Here is a 15,451-nt window from a genome sequence, read left to right as displayed (position 1 = left end):
CCCCAATATAATTGGGCTTGTCTCTTATATAATGATCGCGTACCTTAAGCATTCAGCTCAGCTTATATCCGCTGTGTGAACATGGATAGCTCACTATTTGAAAACACAACAAGGAGACATATAAAAGGTACCCTCCTTTTACTATGCCTCCTTTTCAAATCATTAATACTTAAATCTATGTTTGTACCTGTCTCTTAATTCTTATAGGTTTTATTAAAATCCATGCTGTTTTTCAAGATAATTCAGCCGTTATCAAATGAAACCCGACATTAGCTTTTTAGTAACCTCCCCTATCACATCTATCTTATCGTTCTAATCCAAACCAAAAAGGCAAGCCCTTTAAAAGAAGCTCACCTTTTCAAATAGCTATTATTCCACAATCTCAACATTATAATCTTTAAACCAAACATGGATCTGTGCCAGGTGGGCAAGTAGTTGGGGACCGGTCATGAGTTGGCCGTACCATGGAACCTGAAAGGCAGATCCGCCTGTGGCAACGATTTCTTTCAGTTTTTCTTCATCGAACAATTCATATAGAACACTTGATTTGTCTTCAAGTATTTCATTCAACCAGTCACTGACCAGTTTCGTGTATACAGGGTGATGTGTTTTCGGGTACGGACTCTTCTTGCGATAAAGGACTTCGTGTGGGAGTACTCCCTCGAGAGCCTTTCGCAGAATCCCCTTTTCTCTTCCTTCGTGCATTTTCATCTCCCATGGGATGTTCCAGACGTATTCTACAAGTCTATGATCAGCAAATGGCACCCGGACCTCCAAGCTTGCCCCCATACTCATGCGGTCCTTGCGATCTAACAATGTCGTCATGAACCAAATTAAATTCAGGTAGAATAATTGTCTTCTTTTCGATTCAACTTCATTTTCCCCTTCTAATAATGGGGTTTCCGCTACCGTGCTATCATATTGCTCCAGCACATATTCTTCAAGATTTAATTTCTTACTCCATTCTTCCTTCAGAAGGCCTTGACGCTCAGCCGTGGACCGCATCCATGGAAATCCTCTTCGGTCAAAATCTTCAGGACGGTGAAACCAAGGGTATCCCCCGAATATTTCATCCGCACATTCTCCTGATAAACCAACCGTGAAGTCCTGTTTAATTTCCCGGCAGAACCATAAGAGGGATGAGTCAACATCAGCCATTCCCGGTAAATCTCTTACATGAACCGCCTCAGTGAGATAGTCCTTTAATTGTTGTTGACTAATGACACTGCGATGGTGGACTGTTTTAAATTCAGAAGTCATCTTTTCAATCCAAGGTGCATCGGAGTTCGGCTGAAAATCGTTTGCCTTAAAGTATTGATCATTTTCCTCATAGTCGATGGAGTACGTATGAAGACTTCCTTTACCCTCTTCTTTATAGCAATTCGCTGCCACCGCTGTAATGGCACTGGAATCAAGTCCGCCGGATAAGAAAGTACAAAGGGGCACATCGGAAACAAGCTGTCTTTTGATGGCGTCGGTTACGAGAAAGCGAACTTTCGCAACTGTTTCAATAAAAGAATCTGTATGCTTCTCACTCTTCACATTCCAGTATCTCCATATTTTCAAGCCCTTTGTAGAGAATAGTAAAGCATGAGCCGGCCGGAGTTCCTTCACTCCTTTAAATACACCATTCCCTGGCGTACGGGATGGTCCGAGTCCCAACACTTCCGCTAACCCTTGATGGTCCACCTGAGGCAAAACATCAGGATGAGCCAATAATGCTTTAATTTCCGAACCGAAAAGGATTCCTTCTTCCTTTTCAAAATAAAATAAAGGCTTAACGCCCATTCGGTCCCTGCCTATAAATACGTGCTCCTTTTCGCTATCCCATACCGCAAAAGCGAATATTCCATTCAAATGATGGACACATTCCTCTCGCCACTCAATATAAGACGTCAACAGGACCTCCGTATCAGAATGGCCTTTAAATGTGTACCCCTTAGAAATAAGTATCTTTCTTAAATCCTCAGTATTGTAAAGTTCTCCATTGTAGCAGATGGTAAAAAAGTGGTCATTATGCTGAATGCTCATGGGCTGTCTTCCACCTGCCGGATCTACTACAATTAATCGTTTATGACCAAAGGCAACATGTTGATCAATCCATACATTCGTTTCATCAGGTCCTCTTTTAGAAAGGGTTTCAGCCATTTTTTCTACTACTTCTTTTTGATCCGACAAATCTCGTTTATAATGGATCCAACCTGTAATTCCGCACATAGTGATCATCCTCACTTTCTAATCAAACAAACTGGGCTCACGGACACATAAATTATTCTATGCCCGTAGCTTGAAATGGTTAATTGTCTCAATCAATCTTTACATGAATGAAATATGATAATTATGACAAGAAATGTAGTTAAGGAGGGATATTCACTTGAGCAACATATTTCGATCAAACATTTTAAAATCCCAAAAAAGGTCCTACTCCGAGGGCACTGCTCTTTTCGAAGAGGATACGTGGTACTTTTTCGAAATCGATGCCGAGGAAGAGTCAGAGCTCGAATTTTACCTCAATCATGAATTGAAAGTATATAGAGATGGAGACTGGCTTACAGGTGTTCTGTTGGAAGATGGCATTATCGTTACGCCTTATGAGCGGTTAAGAATCGAGAATGGCGATCGAATTCAAATAAAGAAGACTATATTGTATTCGTTGGAGAATTTATTGGAAGAGATTTCTGATGATGCTTTTCATCAGTTTACAACAGCCTTAAACAATCTGGGGTATTCTATTTATGATAGTATCTTTTGCCACAACCACCTTGTTTTTCTCGGAAATCAAAAAATCAAAGAAGGGGTGAACTTCATCACCTTCGATAACGGGGTAGAAGTGTGTGCCGTTCAGCATCACTTCACTTATTACAAAAAAAAGCGTGACCGCTTTGAATTCACTTTAAGCACGGGTAGACGAATCGTAATTGAAAGTTTTAATATTTAATCCATTCATAAACCCAAATAGAAAAAAGCAAATGCCTGCCGGATACCGGCAGGCATTTGCTTTTTTTCTATTACCTCTCTATCCAAGAAAATTCAAGCCCAGAGGCAAACGTAATCCCAAATAAAGAACAATGATTAAAGCGATGATCAATTGAATCCAGAACATCTTAGTGCTCTTGCCTTTATTCATGCGAACCAAGACCATCTCGAACATCCCGATGACCCAGATTCCAACCAATCCCTTGATGCCATAAAGGGCAGGATTTATTCCTTGATGCTTCCAGAATAATAGGGCGCCCGTTAAAATAATGAGCAGGTAGAATAACCGTAAAATCATATGTACAACTTTCATGCCTTTTTTCTTTCCTGCATTATGTAATCCAACCGCTACAAAGAAAAGAATAATCGCAATGACCCAAGTTGTAATATGGGCGTGTGTATTATCAAACATAATGAACCTCCTACAGGTAGATAGTTTACGCTCATAATATTACCATAGTCTTTACTCCAACAGAAATTTTAACTAAGCCTGTAACTGATTTGTCAAAATTCCGAGGGATTCAATTTCGATCTCCATTTTGTCACCCTTCTTGAGAAAGCGCGGAGGATTGAAGCCTTTCCCTACTCCCGCAGGTGTTCCTGTAGCAATAATATCACCAGGTTCAAGTGTCATCCCCATTGATAACGTTGAAATGATGATGGGGATGGTGAAAATCATTTCACGCGTGTTCGAAGATTGGCGGATTTCATCATTTACCCTAGTAGTTATCGTTAGATTCTGAGGATCGATTACTTCATCCTTTGTCAAAAGATATGGACCGATCGGGCATGTTGTATCAAGGCTCTTACCGATAAAAAATTGGCCATGCTTTTTCTGCAGATCCCTGGCGGTTATATCATTGAGTATCGTATATCCAAATACATGCTCCAAGGCGTCTTCCGGGGAAATTCCTTTCCCTCTCTTGCCAATCACTACAGCAAGCTCCCCTTCATAATCAAGCTGCTCCGTCATTTCACCATGATGCAGCACCGTTTCTCCATGTCCGATTACGGTATTGGTGGCTTTAGTAAAAATCATGATGTCTTTTGGGATATCCTGTTCGCTGCCCATTTCGATGGCATGATCACGATAATTTTTCCCCACACACATAATATTCCTCTTCACTTTCGGAAGCGGTGAAAGCCACTTTATCCCATCATGTGAATAAGAGGGGGCTTCAACCGAATCGTCCTGGAGAACATATTTCACCTTTTGAAGAAAGCCTTCCCCCTGTTCTATTCCACCAAGCAAATCCTGAGGCAAGCCGTGCAAACCCGCTAACTCTATAATTCTTCCATCTCGCTCCACACCATACGTCTGTCTATCCCCAACCTGAAAACTGACAAATTTCATCCCTTACTCATCCCCTTCGTTTTTGATTAATAAACTATAATTCTCCCTTTTTAACAATATTGCTTTTTCCATAGCTTAATACACGCCACAGCTTCTCAACAGGACCGTATTTAAACTTGGATAACCAAATTTCTGAAAGAATCACTTGGATAGTGTAAATGCCAATCGCCAATAAAGTCCCCGTCGTTAACGTCACTTCCCCATACAGTCCAAATCCATACGAATAGAAAATCAGGGTACCGATGATCGATTGCATGAGGTAGTTGGTTAGAGACATTTTCCCTACTGAGGCTAATGGCTTGGTCCACTTCATGATTTTTTCATTCAACAATAATAATGAGAGGATTATTGCATAAGATACTGATAAGAACGGACCTCCCAAGAAGTCTTGAATATACCCATATGCAAAATTGACCTGAAAGAATAATGGCATTGATTTAATGATAATCCCAATTACTAAAGTACAGCTTCCTATAACAATCCATGATTTCTTATAAGCTCTTACTTTTTCCAATAGTTGCAGTTTACTAGCACCTGCTCCAATCATCATCATTGGTAAGATAGAAAGTAACAAGAATATGAGATTACCTGGTGAATTCACAGCATACCAGTCCTGAAAACGCTGCTCCATAATACCGCTGAAGCTACCAGATGCATAAGCGGCAACAGAATCCTGCAGCGACTGGATATCAGTGAACTGCGTTACGCCTGTGGGATCTGTAAATGTCATTAGTACTAGCAGAATACTGAAAAATAATTGAGGCAGCAGAAATAATAATCCCCCTAACCACAATAATCCCTTTCCAGACAGCCTCATAAAAACGAGGAGCAGCAGCCCGAATACGGCATAGTTAATCAAGATATCCCCAGACCAGATCAGGAAAGCATGAATGCAGCCAATCACTAATAAGATAAGAAGCCTTCTGATTCCAAATAGATAGAAAGACGTTCCCTTGGCAGTTGCCCTTTGCTGCTGAATGCCCAAACCATAACCAAACATCATGGCGAACAGAGGATAGAAGCTTGCCTGGACCAATACATCTATCCATGGATACAAGGCGACATCTTCAGGCGCTTTCCACCAGGAATAGGGGTCAAGATAGAGAAATGGTGAATGAAAGGAAATCATATTGATGATAAAGATTCCAAGTAATGAAAATCCTCTAATCACATCAAGACTTACAATACGTTCTGAATGTTCAGTTGGCGATAAAGAGTTCATTAACAGTTCCTCCGAAAAATATAATCTTAGTTCCATTTTAACTCCAAATGTGAAAATAGGCGATTATCACCTATTCATTCTTCTCACATAGAATAACAATAATTAACTTTGTCTTAAAGGTGTGAGTTGATATGCCCGCAATCGTAGGAATTGCTCAAGTCGTGAGCGTCGGTTCAAGTGCCGTCTTCCATATTGGAGATGTATTTAACATCAGTCCAGTTTCCACAGCCAAGACCTTCGCAGGGGCAGGTTCGTTCATAACAGGGAAAGGGATTTCAGTCTACAATGAAAGTTCTTTGACCTATACCGTGGACGATGATGGAATGGACCAAGGAATAAACTTTAACCTATGAGTGTGATGCCGAATGACGAATTATTATGTTCAACAATCCATACAGATTCAATTTATTAAAATCGGGGGAATGTCCAATTCCTCCATCTTTCAGATTGGAACATGCGGACAAATCACAACAAATGACTTTCTTTATAATACAGGGGGCTTCACGGAGCCTGCTCCGGAAGCGGAGAAAAATGGTAATGGGAAACCGCCTCCCTCTATAACCCCACTCGTCCCCCTGCAAACGCCTAGGTAACCTAAATCGCGACAAAAGAAAGAGGTGGCAGTATGAACAATTACTATATGACCCCACAACAACTTTATCAGTATATCGAGATGTTGAACACGAAAATTGTCGCGTTGGAAAAAAAAGTGAATGAGCTGTCACAAGAGTTGATAACTCTAAGGGATACACCGAAAATCAATGTTGAAAGAATCGAATACAAATTTGATCAGCTCAAAGTTGAATCCCTTGATGGCACCTTAAATATTGGATTGAATCCAAATAATTTAAAAGAAACAATAGAGGATCTTGCCGTCGAGCAAAATGTGGATGTCAAATCAATAAAAGACATCAAGCCATATAAAGAAAGAATCACTGCTGAAATTAAAGCGTATATCGATTCAGAATTACCAAGTCTTATTCAGGATAATGAAATGCAATTTAATCGTTCACTGGATCCCTCATATTACGAGATGATTCAGCAGGATTTATTGAACCAGATGCCACAAAGAATCGATTTCTATCTACAGAACATACCCTATATTGAATCAAAACAACAAGAAGGAGAATGGGAAAGGAAAATCATCAGCAAAATCAAAAAGGATATCGAAACGGCCCTCTTCTCCTTCATGTCACAGATCCCAAATAATATGGAAGGAATGAAGAACAATGAACCTCCAAGTAATCAATCGTGAACTATCGGTTGGGAATATTGAGATCGCCGGGGTTACGAGTTCCTCTCTCGTTCTTGTCGGTGATGCTGATGTCATACAGCTAGCCTCAGCATTCGATACCCCGCCTGAATCACTGATCATCGGTCCATTCGTTCCTCTTACACCTAAGTAATGCTTAAGCGTTACTCGATTGTTGATAGTTTAGAAGGAATCACACTAGCCTTTAGCTCGCTTTATCAATTAGGGGATTCTCAAAACATTTATGCCGTGTCTAAGGCATATGCGGTGCAGCGTGAAAGGGAGTTTTTCTTAACCAGTGAAGGAAGCTTTGATTCTCCCGTATTTACCGGGCCGATCGACCTCCCCCGCATTAATCCGAATGTCAAGGTAAACCGGCTAAACCTTTGTCCCATCAAAGTAAATAATATGTATATACGGGCAACGTCGTTTTCATCCATCATACACATCGGAAATACTTCCAACGTGTATATGGAAGGCCGGGTGAAAAATATCCGTCAGCTGGAAAAAGATACCGAACCACTTACGTTTGAGACGATTGAAAGTCCAAACTAGATGAAGAACCTTCCCTGGAAGTTCACATAGGCTAACATTATAAACAAATAAAAAGAGGATGTTGATTATGCCCGCTTTAGTAGGTCCTGTCGCTATTCTTAATGTCGGTGGAGGAAATGTTCAGTTTGGGGATACAGCAATTATCTCACCTAAGTCTGCTTCTAAGACATTCGGAGGTGCCGGCGGCTTCAATACTGGTCCATTTCAGTTAAGCTACAATGTATTCAGTGTAAGTACCACCTTTGATTGTAATGTCGTAGATCAACCCATCACCGGAAATAATTAGAAAAACAAGAAGCCCACATTGTGGCTTTTTGTTTTTTTACCCTTATCCTTTTTTTCTCCGTTCTTTGCTTTTCCTCGTTTTCACCAATTTAGTGGAGGGCTGCTTTCGTATCCACTTAATGAACTTATGAATCTTTTCATCCCTGCGCAAGTCTTCGATGGTGTTCAACCTTATGCCCAATTCATCATTTGTATAGAGGGAATGAATTTGCTTATGACATGGAATACAAAGCTGTGCCGTGGGAAGGAAGGTTCCACCAACCTCTTTGGGTGTCAGGTGATGAATCGTGGTTTCAACATTCTGCCGCGAACATAATTCACATGTACCAATCGACTTTTTACTCATCTAATCCCCCCTAAATATAGTTAGTATAGGTATTCCCTAATTTTTATACCTTAAAAAACCACTTTGAAGACCAGGTCTCAAAGTGGTTTACTATTATAGCTCCAACACATGCCCTCCATCGAAGAAGTAAAGATACTTTTCAGAAACTGTTTCTTTCCAAATGGATTCCAGTGCACGGGTATATAATTCAATTTGCACTCTATATCGTTCTTCAAGAACGGGCTTCGCCCCTGCAAAACCATCCTTAAAGCGGTCATGAATACCGTCGGTTTTGTAATCCAGCAGTACGATTCCAAATTCATCCCTGAATACACAATCGATGACCCCCTGAACAAGGATCGTTTCTTCCGGGGCCCCTTCTCCTGTTTCTGAAATCTCACTAAGGGGGACGCTCATGCTGAAAGGAATTTCCCTTTGTATATTCGTTGCATTGGCCATACGCTGACCGAGGTCGCTTTGGAAAAATCCAACGATGTCTTCTAATGAGATTGCTCTTTTCTGTTCTTCCGTCAAGATTTCTTTGTGTACCAAATTTAATAATAACTCTGCGACATCTTCTTCTGTCGGCACTCCATCTGCAAAAGAAATATGCTGCATGACAGTGTGCATGGCTGTTCCTCTTTCAGCAGGAGACAGCTCTTTGGACTGCATGAATTGTGGCCGGTTGTACACAGGCTTTTGATGGCGACGAAGAATATCGATACTCGATGCTTCATCCCTTATTTCCACCATTCGCTTCAGCTCAGAAACCGACTGTTTCGAGCGAAGGTTTGTAGCGCTCAGATGTGGATACTTCCACGACAAACGGTGCAATACCTCTTCTTTGTGTGTGGACTGTATTTCCACTTCCCCACCGTTCTTCACCTGCTCTTTCCAATTGTCACCTTCACTCATTGACTCTTCATCTTCTGCACCAAGCTCAGACTTATGAATCATCGTGATATGAAAGCAAGAAGGATGTTTTAGAATCTCTTCATTGATCCCACTTCCTTCTAAAACTGCATCTTCCCCAAGCTCTTTACAATGGGGGTGTCGCATGAGGGACGGACCTATCCAATCAAGATAGGAACTGGCTCCGGCCCGGTCAAAATCAGATAACAACCATTCTGTCTGTCCTAAAGCTCCCTGCCATTTCTTACGGGATTTTTCTAGACTTTTCACTGTTCCCACTAAGAATAGCTTCTCTTTTGCTCGGGTTAACGCAACATAGAGCACCCGCATTTCCTCTGAGATGGCCTCCATGCGCTTCTTCCGCTTAAATGCCAGCTGAGGTAGGGATGGATAACTGATTCGCTTTCCCGGGTCTGTATACTTTGCAGCCAAACCCAGATCTTTATCTAATAAATAGGAAGCGTTCAAGTCCATAAGATTGAATTGCTTCGATGTGCCAGCGACAAAGACAACTGGGAACTCAAGTCCTTTACTGGAGTGAATGGTCATTAAGCGGACCACATCCTCCTGTTCACTGAGAGCTCTCGCTACCCCGAGGTCATCTCCTCTTTCCCTCATCCGATCAATGAATCGCAGGAAGCGGAATAACCCTCTGAAGGACGTTGATTCGTATTGGCGGGCACGGTCGTATAGTGCCCGAAGATTTGCCTGTCGCTGTTTCCCGCCGGCCATCCCTCCGACATAATCATAGAATCGGGTGTCCCGGTACAATTGCCAAATCAGCTCCGTAACCGAACCTTGTCTAGCCTTGGTCCGCCAGTTTTGCAGATGATACAGAAACACTTTGACCTTTTCAAATGTTTCTTCTTCACGTGCGTTACTTGGTTTTTCACTTGCAAATTTCTTCAAGGCTTCGTAATACGTTCCCGCTCTGGAATGGATCCGAATGCTTGCAAGCCCCTGCTCGTCCAGTCCAACAATCGGAGAACGAAGAACCGAAGCCAGGGGGATATCCTGATACGGATTGTCAATCACTTTCAGGAGTGAGAGCATAATCGCAATCTCTGTTGCTTCAAAATAACCAGTAGACAGATTCGCATATATCGGGATCCCCTGCTGTTTGAATTCTTCCATAATTTCTGCCGCCCAAGGCATGGAACGGAGCAGAATCACAATATCCTTGTACTGAATCGGACGCTCGGTTTTTGTTTTGGCATCATAGATCGGTGTACGCCCTTCAATCATGGCCTTCACCTTATTTGCCATATAGCGGGCTTCAAGTACCGATTTCTCAATATCACCTTCGTCAAAAATGGACAATTCCTCGTCATCACCAGAAGCTTCCTCTGATTCCTGATTAATGATTGCTACTTCGATCGGATACTCTTTCTCTTCAGGATAAGGGGCACCTTTCACAAGCTCTGCTTCCCGGTTGTATTCCATCTCACCGACAGAGGATCCCATAATTTGCTTAAATAAAAAGTTGGTTCCCTCTAATACTTCCTTCCTGCTTCTGAAGTTTTGAGATAGATCGATCTTTAATCCCGATTCCCCGCTTACTGGAAGAAAGCGGGTATACTTTCCTAAAAATAAGTTGGGCTCTGCCAATCGGAAGCGGTAGATGGACTGCTTCACATCTCCTACCATAAACCGATTCCCCACTTTTTCACGTTCTTCTGTAATAAGAAGAAGAATTGATTCCTGGACCATATTCGTGTCCTGATATTCATCGACCAGTACTTCTTTGAATTTATTTTTATATTGCTTTGCAGCCTCTGAAGGAAGTAAAGCATCTGAAGCAGGGTCTCTTAAAATGTCGAGACAAAAATGCTCTAAATCAGCAAAGTCAACAAGTCCCTTTTCTTCTTTCACTTGCCGGAAACGTTTGCCGAATTCCACCACCACTTCTGCCAGTGTGTGAATCACTTCCTTCATCTTTTTCATGTCTTCGATGAATGACTCCGGCTTTCTCGAAAATAAATCCTCCTGGAGCTTCTCTAACATTTTCTTCCCTTGGTCCCGAAGCTTTTTCGCTTCATCAACGATATCCTTGTTATAATCATCCCCCCGGCAAGCTTTTAGCTTGGTGAAGGGTAAAGTTTGGATGGTTTCGTATAAAGCGTTCCAAGAAATATGCAGGCTTTCCTCAAGGCTCTCGACGATCTCAATATCGCTTAGGAAGTTTTCCGCCCTCGGGCCTGGCCCTCCAGGTACACGGGCCAGATCCAATGCACGCTGGAACAGGCTTTTCGCCCCATGAAGCTGTAACTGAATATCGGTTATTAGAGGTTGTATAAAGGAAAGCTGATCAATTTCTGCCCCCTCTTCAACCTCATACATTTCTTTTAACCCTCTTAGCCACTCATCGGGGTTCGGATGAGAGCGGGAAAAATCATAAAGCTTTCGAATCATTTCTTGAAGTGCTCCGTCACTTCGATCATTCGTAAACGTATCTACCAGCTTAAAGAAATCATGGTTATGTTCTTTACCGTATTCCTCTTCAAACAGCTCATCAAGCACTTCATCACGCAGCAGATCACCTTCTGTTTCATCAGCAATCCGAAAACCCGGGTCGATATCGATAAGATAATAATATTTACGAATCACTTCAAGGCAAAAAGAGTGAAGAGTAGAAATGGAAGCCCGGTTCAGTAAGCTCAGCTGCTTTCGTAAATGATGGGAGTGGGGATCCTCATCAATTGCTTTTTCCAATGCCTGCCCGATCCGATGTCTCATCTCAGCGGCAGATGCATTGGTAAAGGTTACAACCAATAGTTCATCCACATCCATTCTATCTTCTTCAGAATGGATTTTCTGAATGATCCTCTCTACAAGTACTGCGGTCTTCCCTGATCCTGCAGCAGCTGCTACGAGAATGTCCTGGCCTTTTGCCCAAATCGCTTTCCACTGATCGTCTGTCCATGTAACATGATCAGGCTTCGCTGGAATCGTACCATTACTCATTGGACTCTACCTCCTCTCTTACTTTCTTTAATAGATCTTCCGGTTTTGCCGTTGGCAGCACTCTGTACTCGTTTTCCTCCAGGGACTGGTCGAATTGACAAACGGAACGGAAAGAACAGAACTGACATGGTGTACGGTCCTTCAGCTTGTAAGGAGTAATATTGGTCTCCCCCGAAACGATCCGGTTCCCTGACTCTTCATAGAGCTTTCTCACATGCTTCTGCATATAGTGAAAGTCTTCCTGTGAAGCTGCTTTCGAACGGGAGGATAGTGATCCATCCTTCTTGATTCCAGCCGAGATGATATCAGAGCTTCCCGTATCCAATGTTTGATCCATCAAACGAACGATATTGGAATCCCCAAGAACAAGTCCCTTCATCTTAAAACTCTTAAATATTTCCTTTTCAATCTGATCCATCGTCAAGATTTTCTTGCTATTGATCATTGGGTTGTGAACGTGGAAATAGAGCACGCCTGCCGGCTTTGCTTCCTTCCCGACAAATTGCTTGGAATTCGTTAGCACAATATCTAAATATGTCAGCATTTGAAGAGCTAATCCGTAGTACACTTCCGTCATATCCAAATCTCTCGCACTCGATTTGTAATCAACAATCCTGAGGTAAACTCCACTTGCATCCTCTGCTTTATCTACCCGGTCGATCCTTCCCTGTAGCTCCATTTTCGTACCATTTCTCAGCTGGAACTGGAACGGAGGCAGGGTCGCTTGTGGACCAAATCCAAGCTCCACCCCGACAGGAACAAACCCACTCGCCTTTGCATGCTCACTAAGAATTAGGCTCGCACGGCTGATGATTTGCTCAAGCTTCTGAGCGATGTAATAATGGCGGTTAGAGCTTAATAGAATCTGATGCTGAAGCTTCGGTGCCAGCATCAATACGGCTTCTTTAGCAAGCTTGAGACACTGGGCTTTTGATAAAGATGCCCAGGTGAGACCATGACGCTCCACTTCTTCTGATATCCATTTAAGAGCGGAATGGAACATTTCCCCGATATCAGGTGCCTCCAGTTTAAAGAAATCCCGCTCTCTAAGCTTCAACCCATGACTCGCAAAATGAGAAAACGGACAGCTATGGAACAGCTCCATTCGGGATACACTCGCTAAAATATGGTCACCATACAGATCCCTGCTCGTATCCTCTGAAAGCTGATTCGCCCGATTCTGGTAGAAGAGACTGGATAAAATATGCTGTGAATGCCATTTCCAATCATTTGACGTTGCATAGAAGTTATACACATCCCACCAGAAATCATAGATCGGATATTCGCGTTTCTTCATTTGTAATTGCGACGTTAAATGAGAAATCGTCACATTGGGATGACATACATAATGAAGCTGCTCTTCCTCAGAAAGCTCGGATGGTTCATTGAATAGAAGCTTCGTATTTGCATCCGGAAACATTTCATTCAGCCTTTTGATGAAAGAGGATGCTAATAACGCTTTTCCTTCTTCATTGGCAATCGGATAGCTGACGAATAATCGTTCACTCGGAGTCGTAAAGGCTTTATACGCTACAAACTCCTCGTCCAGCAGCTTCGTCCTGTTGCTGGGTGCTATCTTGAAGCCCCTATTGATCAACGATTCGCGATCTTCATCCGACAGGACTCCGTCTTCATTCATTTTCGCCGGCAGCACACCATCATTCGCTCCGATGATGAAGGCTGCTTTAATATCTCCGAGCCTTGATTTCTCAAGATCTGCAATAATGACCTGATCGATGGCAGGGGGAACTAACGAGAACTGCATCGTTTCGATTCCTGCATCCAAAATGGACGAGAATTTCTTCATCGTCGTTTCCTCATTGCCGAGCATTTCTACATATTGATCAAGTAAGTCCATTACGGCTGACCACGCTTGATCGTGCTCCCTTGCCGCAATCAAGTCGCCTTTATCTTCTGCTTCAATACGCATACGTTCAAGTTTAGCCGGAATATCCAACTCTTCCAGATAAAGATAGAGAGTTTCACAGAATTCCCGTCCTGTGGATTGCTTTTTCAACCGTTTTCCAAGACGGATGATCGGTGCAGAAATAAATAAACGTAGCTCATTGATTTCATGCTCTAGTTCCCTTTCACGGTCGGTTTGTGGTGCATCCACATGCTCAAGACCACGGAAGCGGCGGTATTTCCAGCGGTCTTTCTTCGTCCAGCGATCTCCTTTGATACCGTAAGCCAACACATAGTTCTCCAAACGGTCCATTTTTTCACGCAGATCGGTTGGATTTTTTTGATAAGGGAACAAAAGGTCTGTTTTCACCGCCCGGAATACAGGCTCATATCTCCAGTTCGTGTTCATGATTTCCATAGTCGAACGGATCAGCTCGATCAGAGGGTGATTCAACATTGTCCGCTTCTGATCAAGGAAAAACGGAATACTATAATCTTGAAAAATCGTTTCGACCTTATCACGGTAGTCCTGGCTGTTTCGAACCAGCACTGCAATATCCTTGTAGCGATATCCCTTTTCCCGGGCAAGCTTCCGTATTTCCCTTGCGACCCCTTCGACCTCTGCCCGGCGATTAGAGGCTTCCAGAAACTCAATGGATCCTTTTGATTCTTCGCATGGAACAGTTGGCCGGTCCTCAAAATGCCGTTCGAGATGCAACATCGTGTCATTATGATAGCGAATCGGCTTCACTAACACATCTTCCTCTACGGATTTCCCTGCTCCATAGCAAATATCCTTAAGAGTATGGTAGGATTCGTTCGTCATTCGATACAAGCTCAATTCGTTCATAGCGCCCAATTGCTGTTCCGGATCCGTGGTGAGGGCAACCGTCACCTTCTTGCTATGCCGGATAAGCTGATCGATAATGAGATATTCCTGTGGAGTGAAACTATGAAAGCCGTCTATGTAGATCTCTGCCCGCCTGAGAAGTTCAGAGTTTTTTACATTATCAGCCAACAATTGAAAGTAATCTTCTGAATCAATGTATTTGCCCTCGAGCTTCTCCTCGAATTTCCCATAAATCAATTCAAGATCGTGAAGCTTATCCTTCAGCACCTTCGACTCCCGCTCATCTTCTCCATCAAGTGACTGGAGATCCCGAGGCGAAATGCAATAGCGCTTAAATTCCGTCAACATAGATTCTACATGGTGAATGAAACCCGGCTTATCCGCGGCCTTCGAGAAAATATGGAGACGATCTTTGTTTTCATCTATAATCTTTCGAATCATCATATTTAAACCGACATCGGATAGGTGATAGCGGCTCATCCCACCGGTTTCCTGGAGGATTTTCCACGCGAGTCGGGTGAAACTGAACACTTGTCCACGAATCATCCCGTTTAATCCTGGTGTGTTGACAAGCTCGTATTCCGATATAAAGGACATCTGATCCGGTACGATGTAAATGATGGGATCCCCATTCGGCGCTACCAATAAGCTCTGTTTCATCTCATCTAATATGCGATGGGTTTTCCCCGTACCAGAGCGTCCGAGAATAAAACGTACAGCCATCCTCTCACTCCTTTTCTTATACTAATCTATTGTAACCAAGAGGCAGGTTGAATTTTTGTATAGGTTCATTATAGTACACAGGAACAAATCTTTCCCGCCTCAATCTTTATTGAAAAAATTTGGAACAT

14 protein-coding genes are annotated in these 15,451 nt (G+C 42.7%); 7 read left to right on the top strand and 7 right to left on the bottom strand.

The features are described from left to right. Positions 1-369: 369 nt before the first annotated feature. Positions 370-2,226: an asparagine synthase (glutamine-hydrolyzing) gene (asnB, locus tag ACCB35_RS07500; RefSeq protein WP_374056395.1), complete on the bottom strand. Its 1,857-nt coding sequence runs from the start codon at positions 2,224-2,226 to the stop codon at positions 370-372. 148 nt (positions 2,227-2,374) lie between these two features. Between asnB and ACCB35_RS07495 the strand changes: the two genes are divergently transcribed. Then, positions 2,375-2,938 carry a DUF2777 family protein gene (locus tag ACCB35_RS07495; protein WP_044337727.1) on the top strand — a complete coding sequence of 188 codons (564 nt, stop codon included), beginning with the start codon at positions 2,375-2,377 and terminating at the stop codon, positions 2,936-2,938. Positions 2,939-3,016: 78 nt separating this feature from the next. On the opposite strand, the gene ACCB35_RS07490 is transcribed toward ACCB35_RS07495, so the two are convergent. The 3 genes from ACCB35_RS07490 to ACCB35_RS07480 all read right to left on the bottom strand — a co-directional run bounded on the left by ACCB35_RS07490 (position 3,017) and on the right by ACCB35_RS07480 (position 5,552). Beyond that, positions 3,017-3,388, bottom strand: coding sequence for a YisL family protein (locus tag ACCB35_RS07490; protein ID WP_044337728.1), 372 nt, complete (start codon positions 3,386-3,388; stop codon positions 3,017-3,019). Positions 3,389-3,460: 72 nt separating this feature from the next. Continuing rightward, positions 3,461-4,330 (bottom strand): fumarylacetoacetate hydrolase family protein, encoded by an 870-nt coding sequence (locus ACCB35_RS07485; RefSeq protein ID WP_374056394.1) that lies wholly within the window; start codon positions 4,328-4,330, stop codon positions 3,461-3,463. Between the two features lie 34 nt (positions 4,331-4,364). Continuing rightward, entirely contained in the window at positions 4,365-5,552 is a 1,188-nt protein-coding gene (locus ACCB35_RS07480) for a DUF418 domain-containing protein (RefSeq protein WP_374056393.1), read from the bottom strand. A 131-nt stretch (positions 5,553-5,683) separates the two neighbouring features. On the opposite strand from ACCB35_RS07480, the gene ACCB35_RS07475 reads away from it, so the two are divergent. The 6 genes from ACCB35_RS07475 (at position 5,684) to ACCB35_RS07450 (ending at position 7,645) form a co-directional block, all read left to right on the top strand. Then, a complete protein-coding gene (locus tag ACCB35_RS07475) occupies positions 5,684-5,905 on the top strand; it encodes a spore germination protein (protein ID WP_044337731.1) in 222 nt (73 codons plus the stop codon). 12 nt (positions 5,906-5,917) lie between these two features. Further along, complete coding sequence (locus ACCB35_RS07470) at positions 5,918-6,145, top strand: spore germination protein GerPB (protein ID WP_044337732.1); 228 nt, start codon at positions 5,918-5,920, stop codon at positions 6,143-6,145. A 32-nt stretch (positions 6,146-6,177) separates the two neighbouring features. Then, positions 6,178-6,807 (top strand): spore germination protein GerPC, encoded by a 630-nt coding sequence (gene gerPC, locus ACCB35_RS07465; protein WP_374056392.1) that lies wholly within the window; start codon positions 6,178-6,180, stop codon positions 6,805-6,807. Further along, positions 6,782-6,958 (top strand): hypothetical protein, encoded by a 177-nt coding sequence (locus ACCB35_RS07460; RefSeq protein ID WP_044337734.1) that lies wholly within the window; start codon positions 6,782-6,784, stop codon positions 6,956-6,958. The genes gerPC and ACCB35_RS07460 overlap by 26 nt, the downstream gene beginning before the upstream one ends. Continuing rightward, complete coding sequence (locus tag ACCB35_RS07455) at positions 6,958-7,359, top strand: spore germination protein GerPE (protein ID WP_374056391.1); 402 nt, start codon at positions 6,958-6,960, stop codon at positions 7,357-7,359. The genes ACCB35_RS07460 and ACCB35_RS07455 overlap by 1 nt, the downstream gene beginning before the upstream one ends. 67 nt (positions 7,360-7,426) lie before the next feature. After that, entirely contained in the window at positions 7,427-7,645 is a 219-nt protein-coding gene (locus tag ACCB35_RS07450) for a spore germination protein (RefSeq protein ID WP_044337736.1), read from the top strand. 42 nt (positions 7,646-7,687) lie between these two features. On the opposite strand, the gene ACCB35_RS07445 is transcribed toward ACCB35_RS07450, so the two are convergent. The 3 genes from ACCB35_RS07445 to addB all read right to left on the bottom strand — a co-directional run bounded on the left by ACCB35_RS07445 (position 7,688) and on the right by addB (position 15,323). Further along, positions 7,688-7,990 (bottom strand): HNH endonuclease, encoded by a 303-nt coding sequence (locus tag ACCB35_RS07445; protein ID WP_374056390.1) that lies wholly within the window; start codon positions 7,988-7,990, stop codon positions 7,688-7,690. A gap of 93 nt (positions 7,991-8,083) precedes the next feature. Beyond that, positions 8,084-11,845, bottom strand: a complete 3,762-nt coding sequence (gene addA, locus ACCB35_RS07440) for a helicase-exonuclease AddAB subunit AddA (protein WP_374056389.1) — start codon at positions 11,843-11,845, stop codon at positions 8,084-8,086. Then, a complete protein-coding gene (gene addB, locus ACCB35_RS07435; RefSeq protein WP_374056388.1) occupies positions 11,838-15,323 on the bottom strand; it encodes a helicase-exonuclease AddAB subunit AddB in 3,486 nt (1,161 codons plus the stop codon). The genes addA and addB overlap by 8 nt, the downstream gene beginning before the upstream one ends. Positions 15,324-15,451 lie beyond the last annotated feature (128 nt).

Source organism: Rossellomorea sp. FM04394, assembly GCF_041889765.1.
GTDB classification, from domain to species: Bacteria; Bacillota; Bacilli; order Bacillales; family Bacillaceae_B; genus Rossellomorea; species Rossellomorea aquimaris_B.
This window is presented reverse-complemented; position numbering and strand designations above follow the sequence as displayed.

Coding starts and splice junctions, on each gene's coding strand:
- asnB (WP_374056395.1), bottom strand. CDS start 2,226: ATGATCACTATGTGCGGAATTACAGGTTGGATCCATTATAAACGAGAT.
- ACCB35_RS07490 (WP_044337728.1), bottom strand. CDS start 3,388: ATGTTTGATAATACACACGCCCATATTACAACTTGGGTCATTGCGATT.
- ACCB35_RS07485 (WP_374056394.1), bottom strand. CDS start 4,330: ATGAAATTTGTCAGTTTTCAGGTTGGGGATAGACAGACGTATGGTGTG.
- ACCB35_RS07480 (WP_374056393.1), bottom strand. CDS start 5,552: ATGAACTCTTTATCGCCAACTGAACATTCAGAACGTATTGTAAGTCTT.
- ACCB35_RS07475 (WP_044337731.1), top strand. CDS start 5,684: ATGCCCGCAATCGTAGGAATTGCTCAAGTCGTGAGCGTCGGTTCAAGT.
- ACCB35_RS07470 (WP_044337732.1), top strand. CDS start 5,918: ATGACGAATTATTATGTTCAACAATCCATACAGATTCAATTTATTAAA.
- gerPC (WP_374056392.1), top strand. CDS start 6,178: ATGAACAATTACTATATGACCCCACAACAACTTTATCAGTATATCGAG.
- ACCB35_RS07460 (WP_044337734.1), top strand. CDS start 6,782: ATGAACCTCCAAGTAATCAATCGTGAACTATCGGTTGGGAATATTGAG.
- ACCB35_RS07455 (WP_374056391.1), top strand. CDS start 6,958: ATGCTTAAGCGTTACTCGATTGTTGATAGTTTAGAAGGAATCACACTA.
- ACCB35_RS07450 (WP_044337736.1), top strand. CDS start 7,427: ATGCCCGCTTTAGTAGGTCCTGTCGCTATTCTTAATGTCGGTGGAGGA.
- ACCB35_RS07445 (WP_374056390.1), bottom strand. CDS start 7,990: ATGAGTAAAAAGTCGATTGGTACATGTGAATTATGTTCGCGGCAGAAT.
- addA (WP_374056389.1), bottom strand. CDS start 11,845: ATGAGTAATGGTACGATTCCAGCGAAGCCTGATCATGTTACATGGACA.
- addB (WP_374056388.1), bottom strand. CDS start 15,323: ATGGCTGTACGTTTTATTCTCGGACGCTCTGGTACGGGGAAAACCCAT.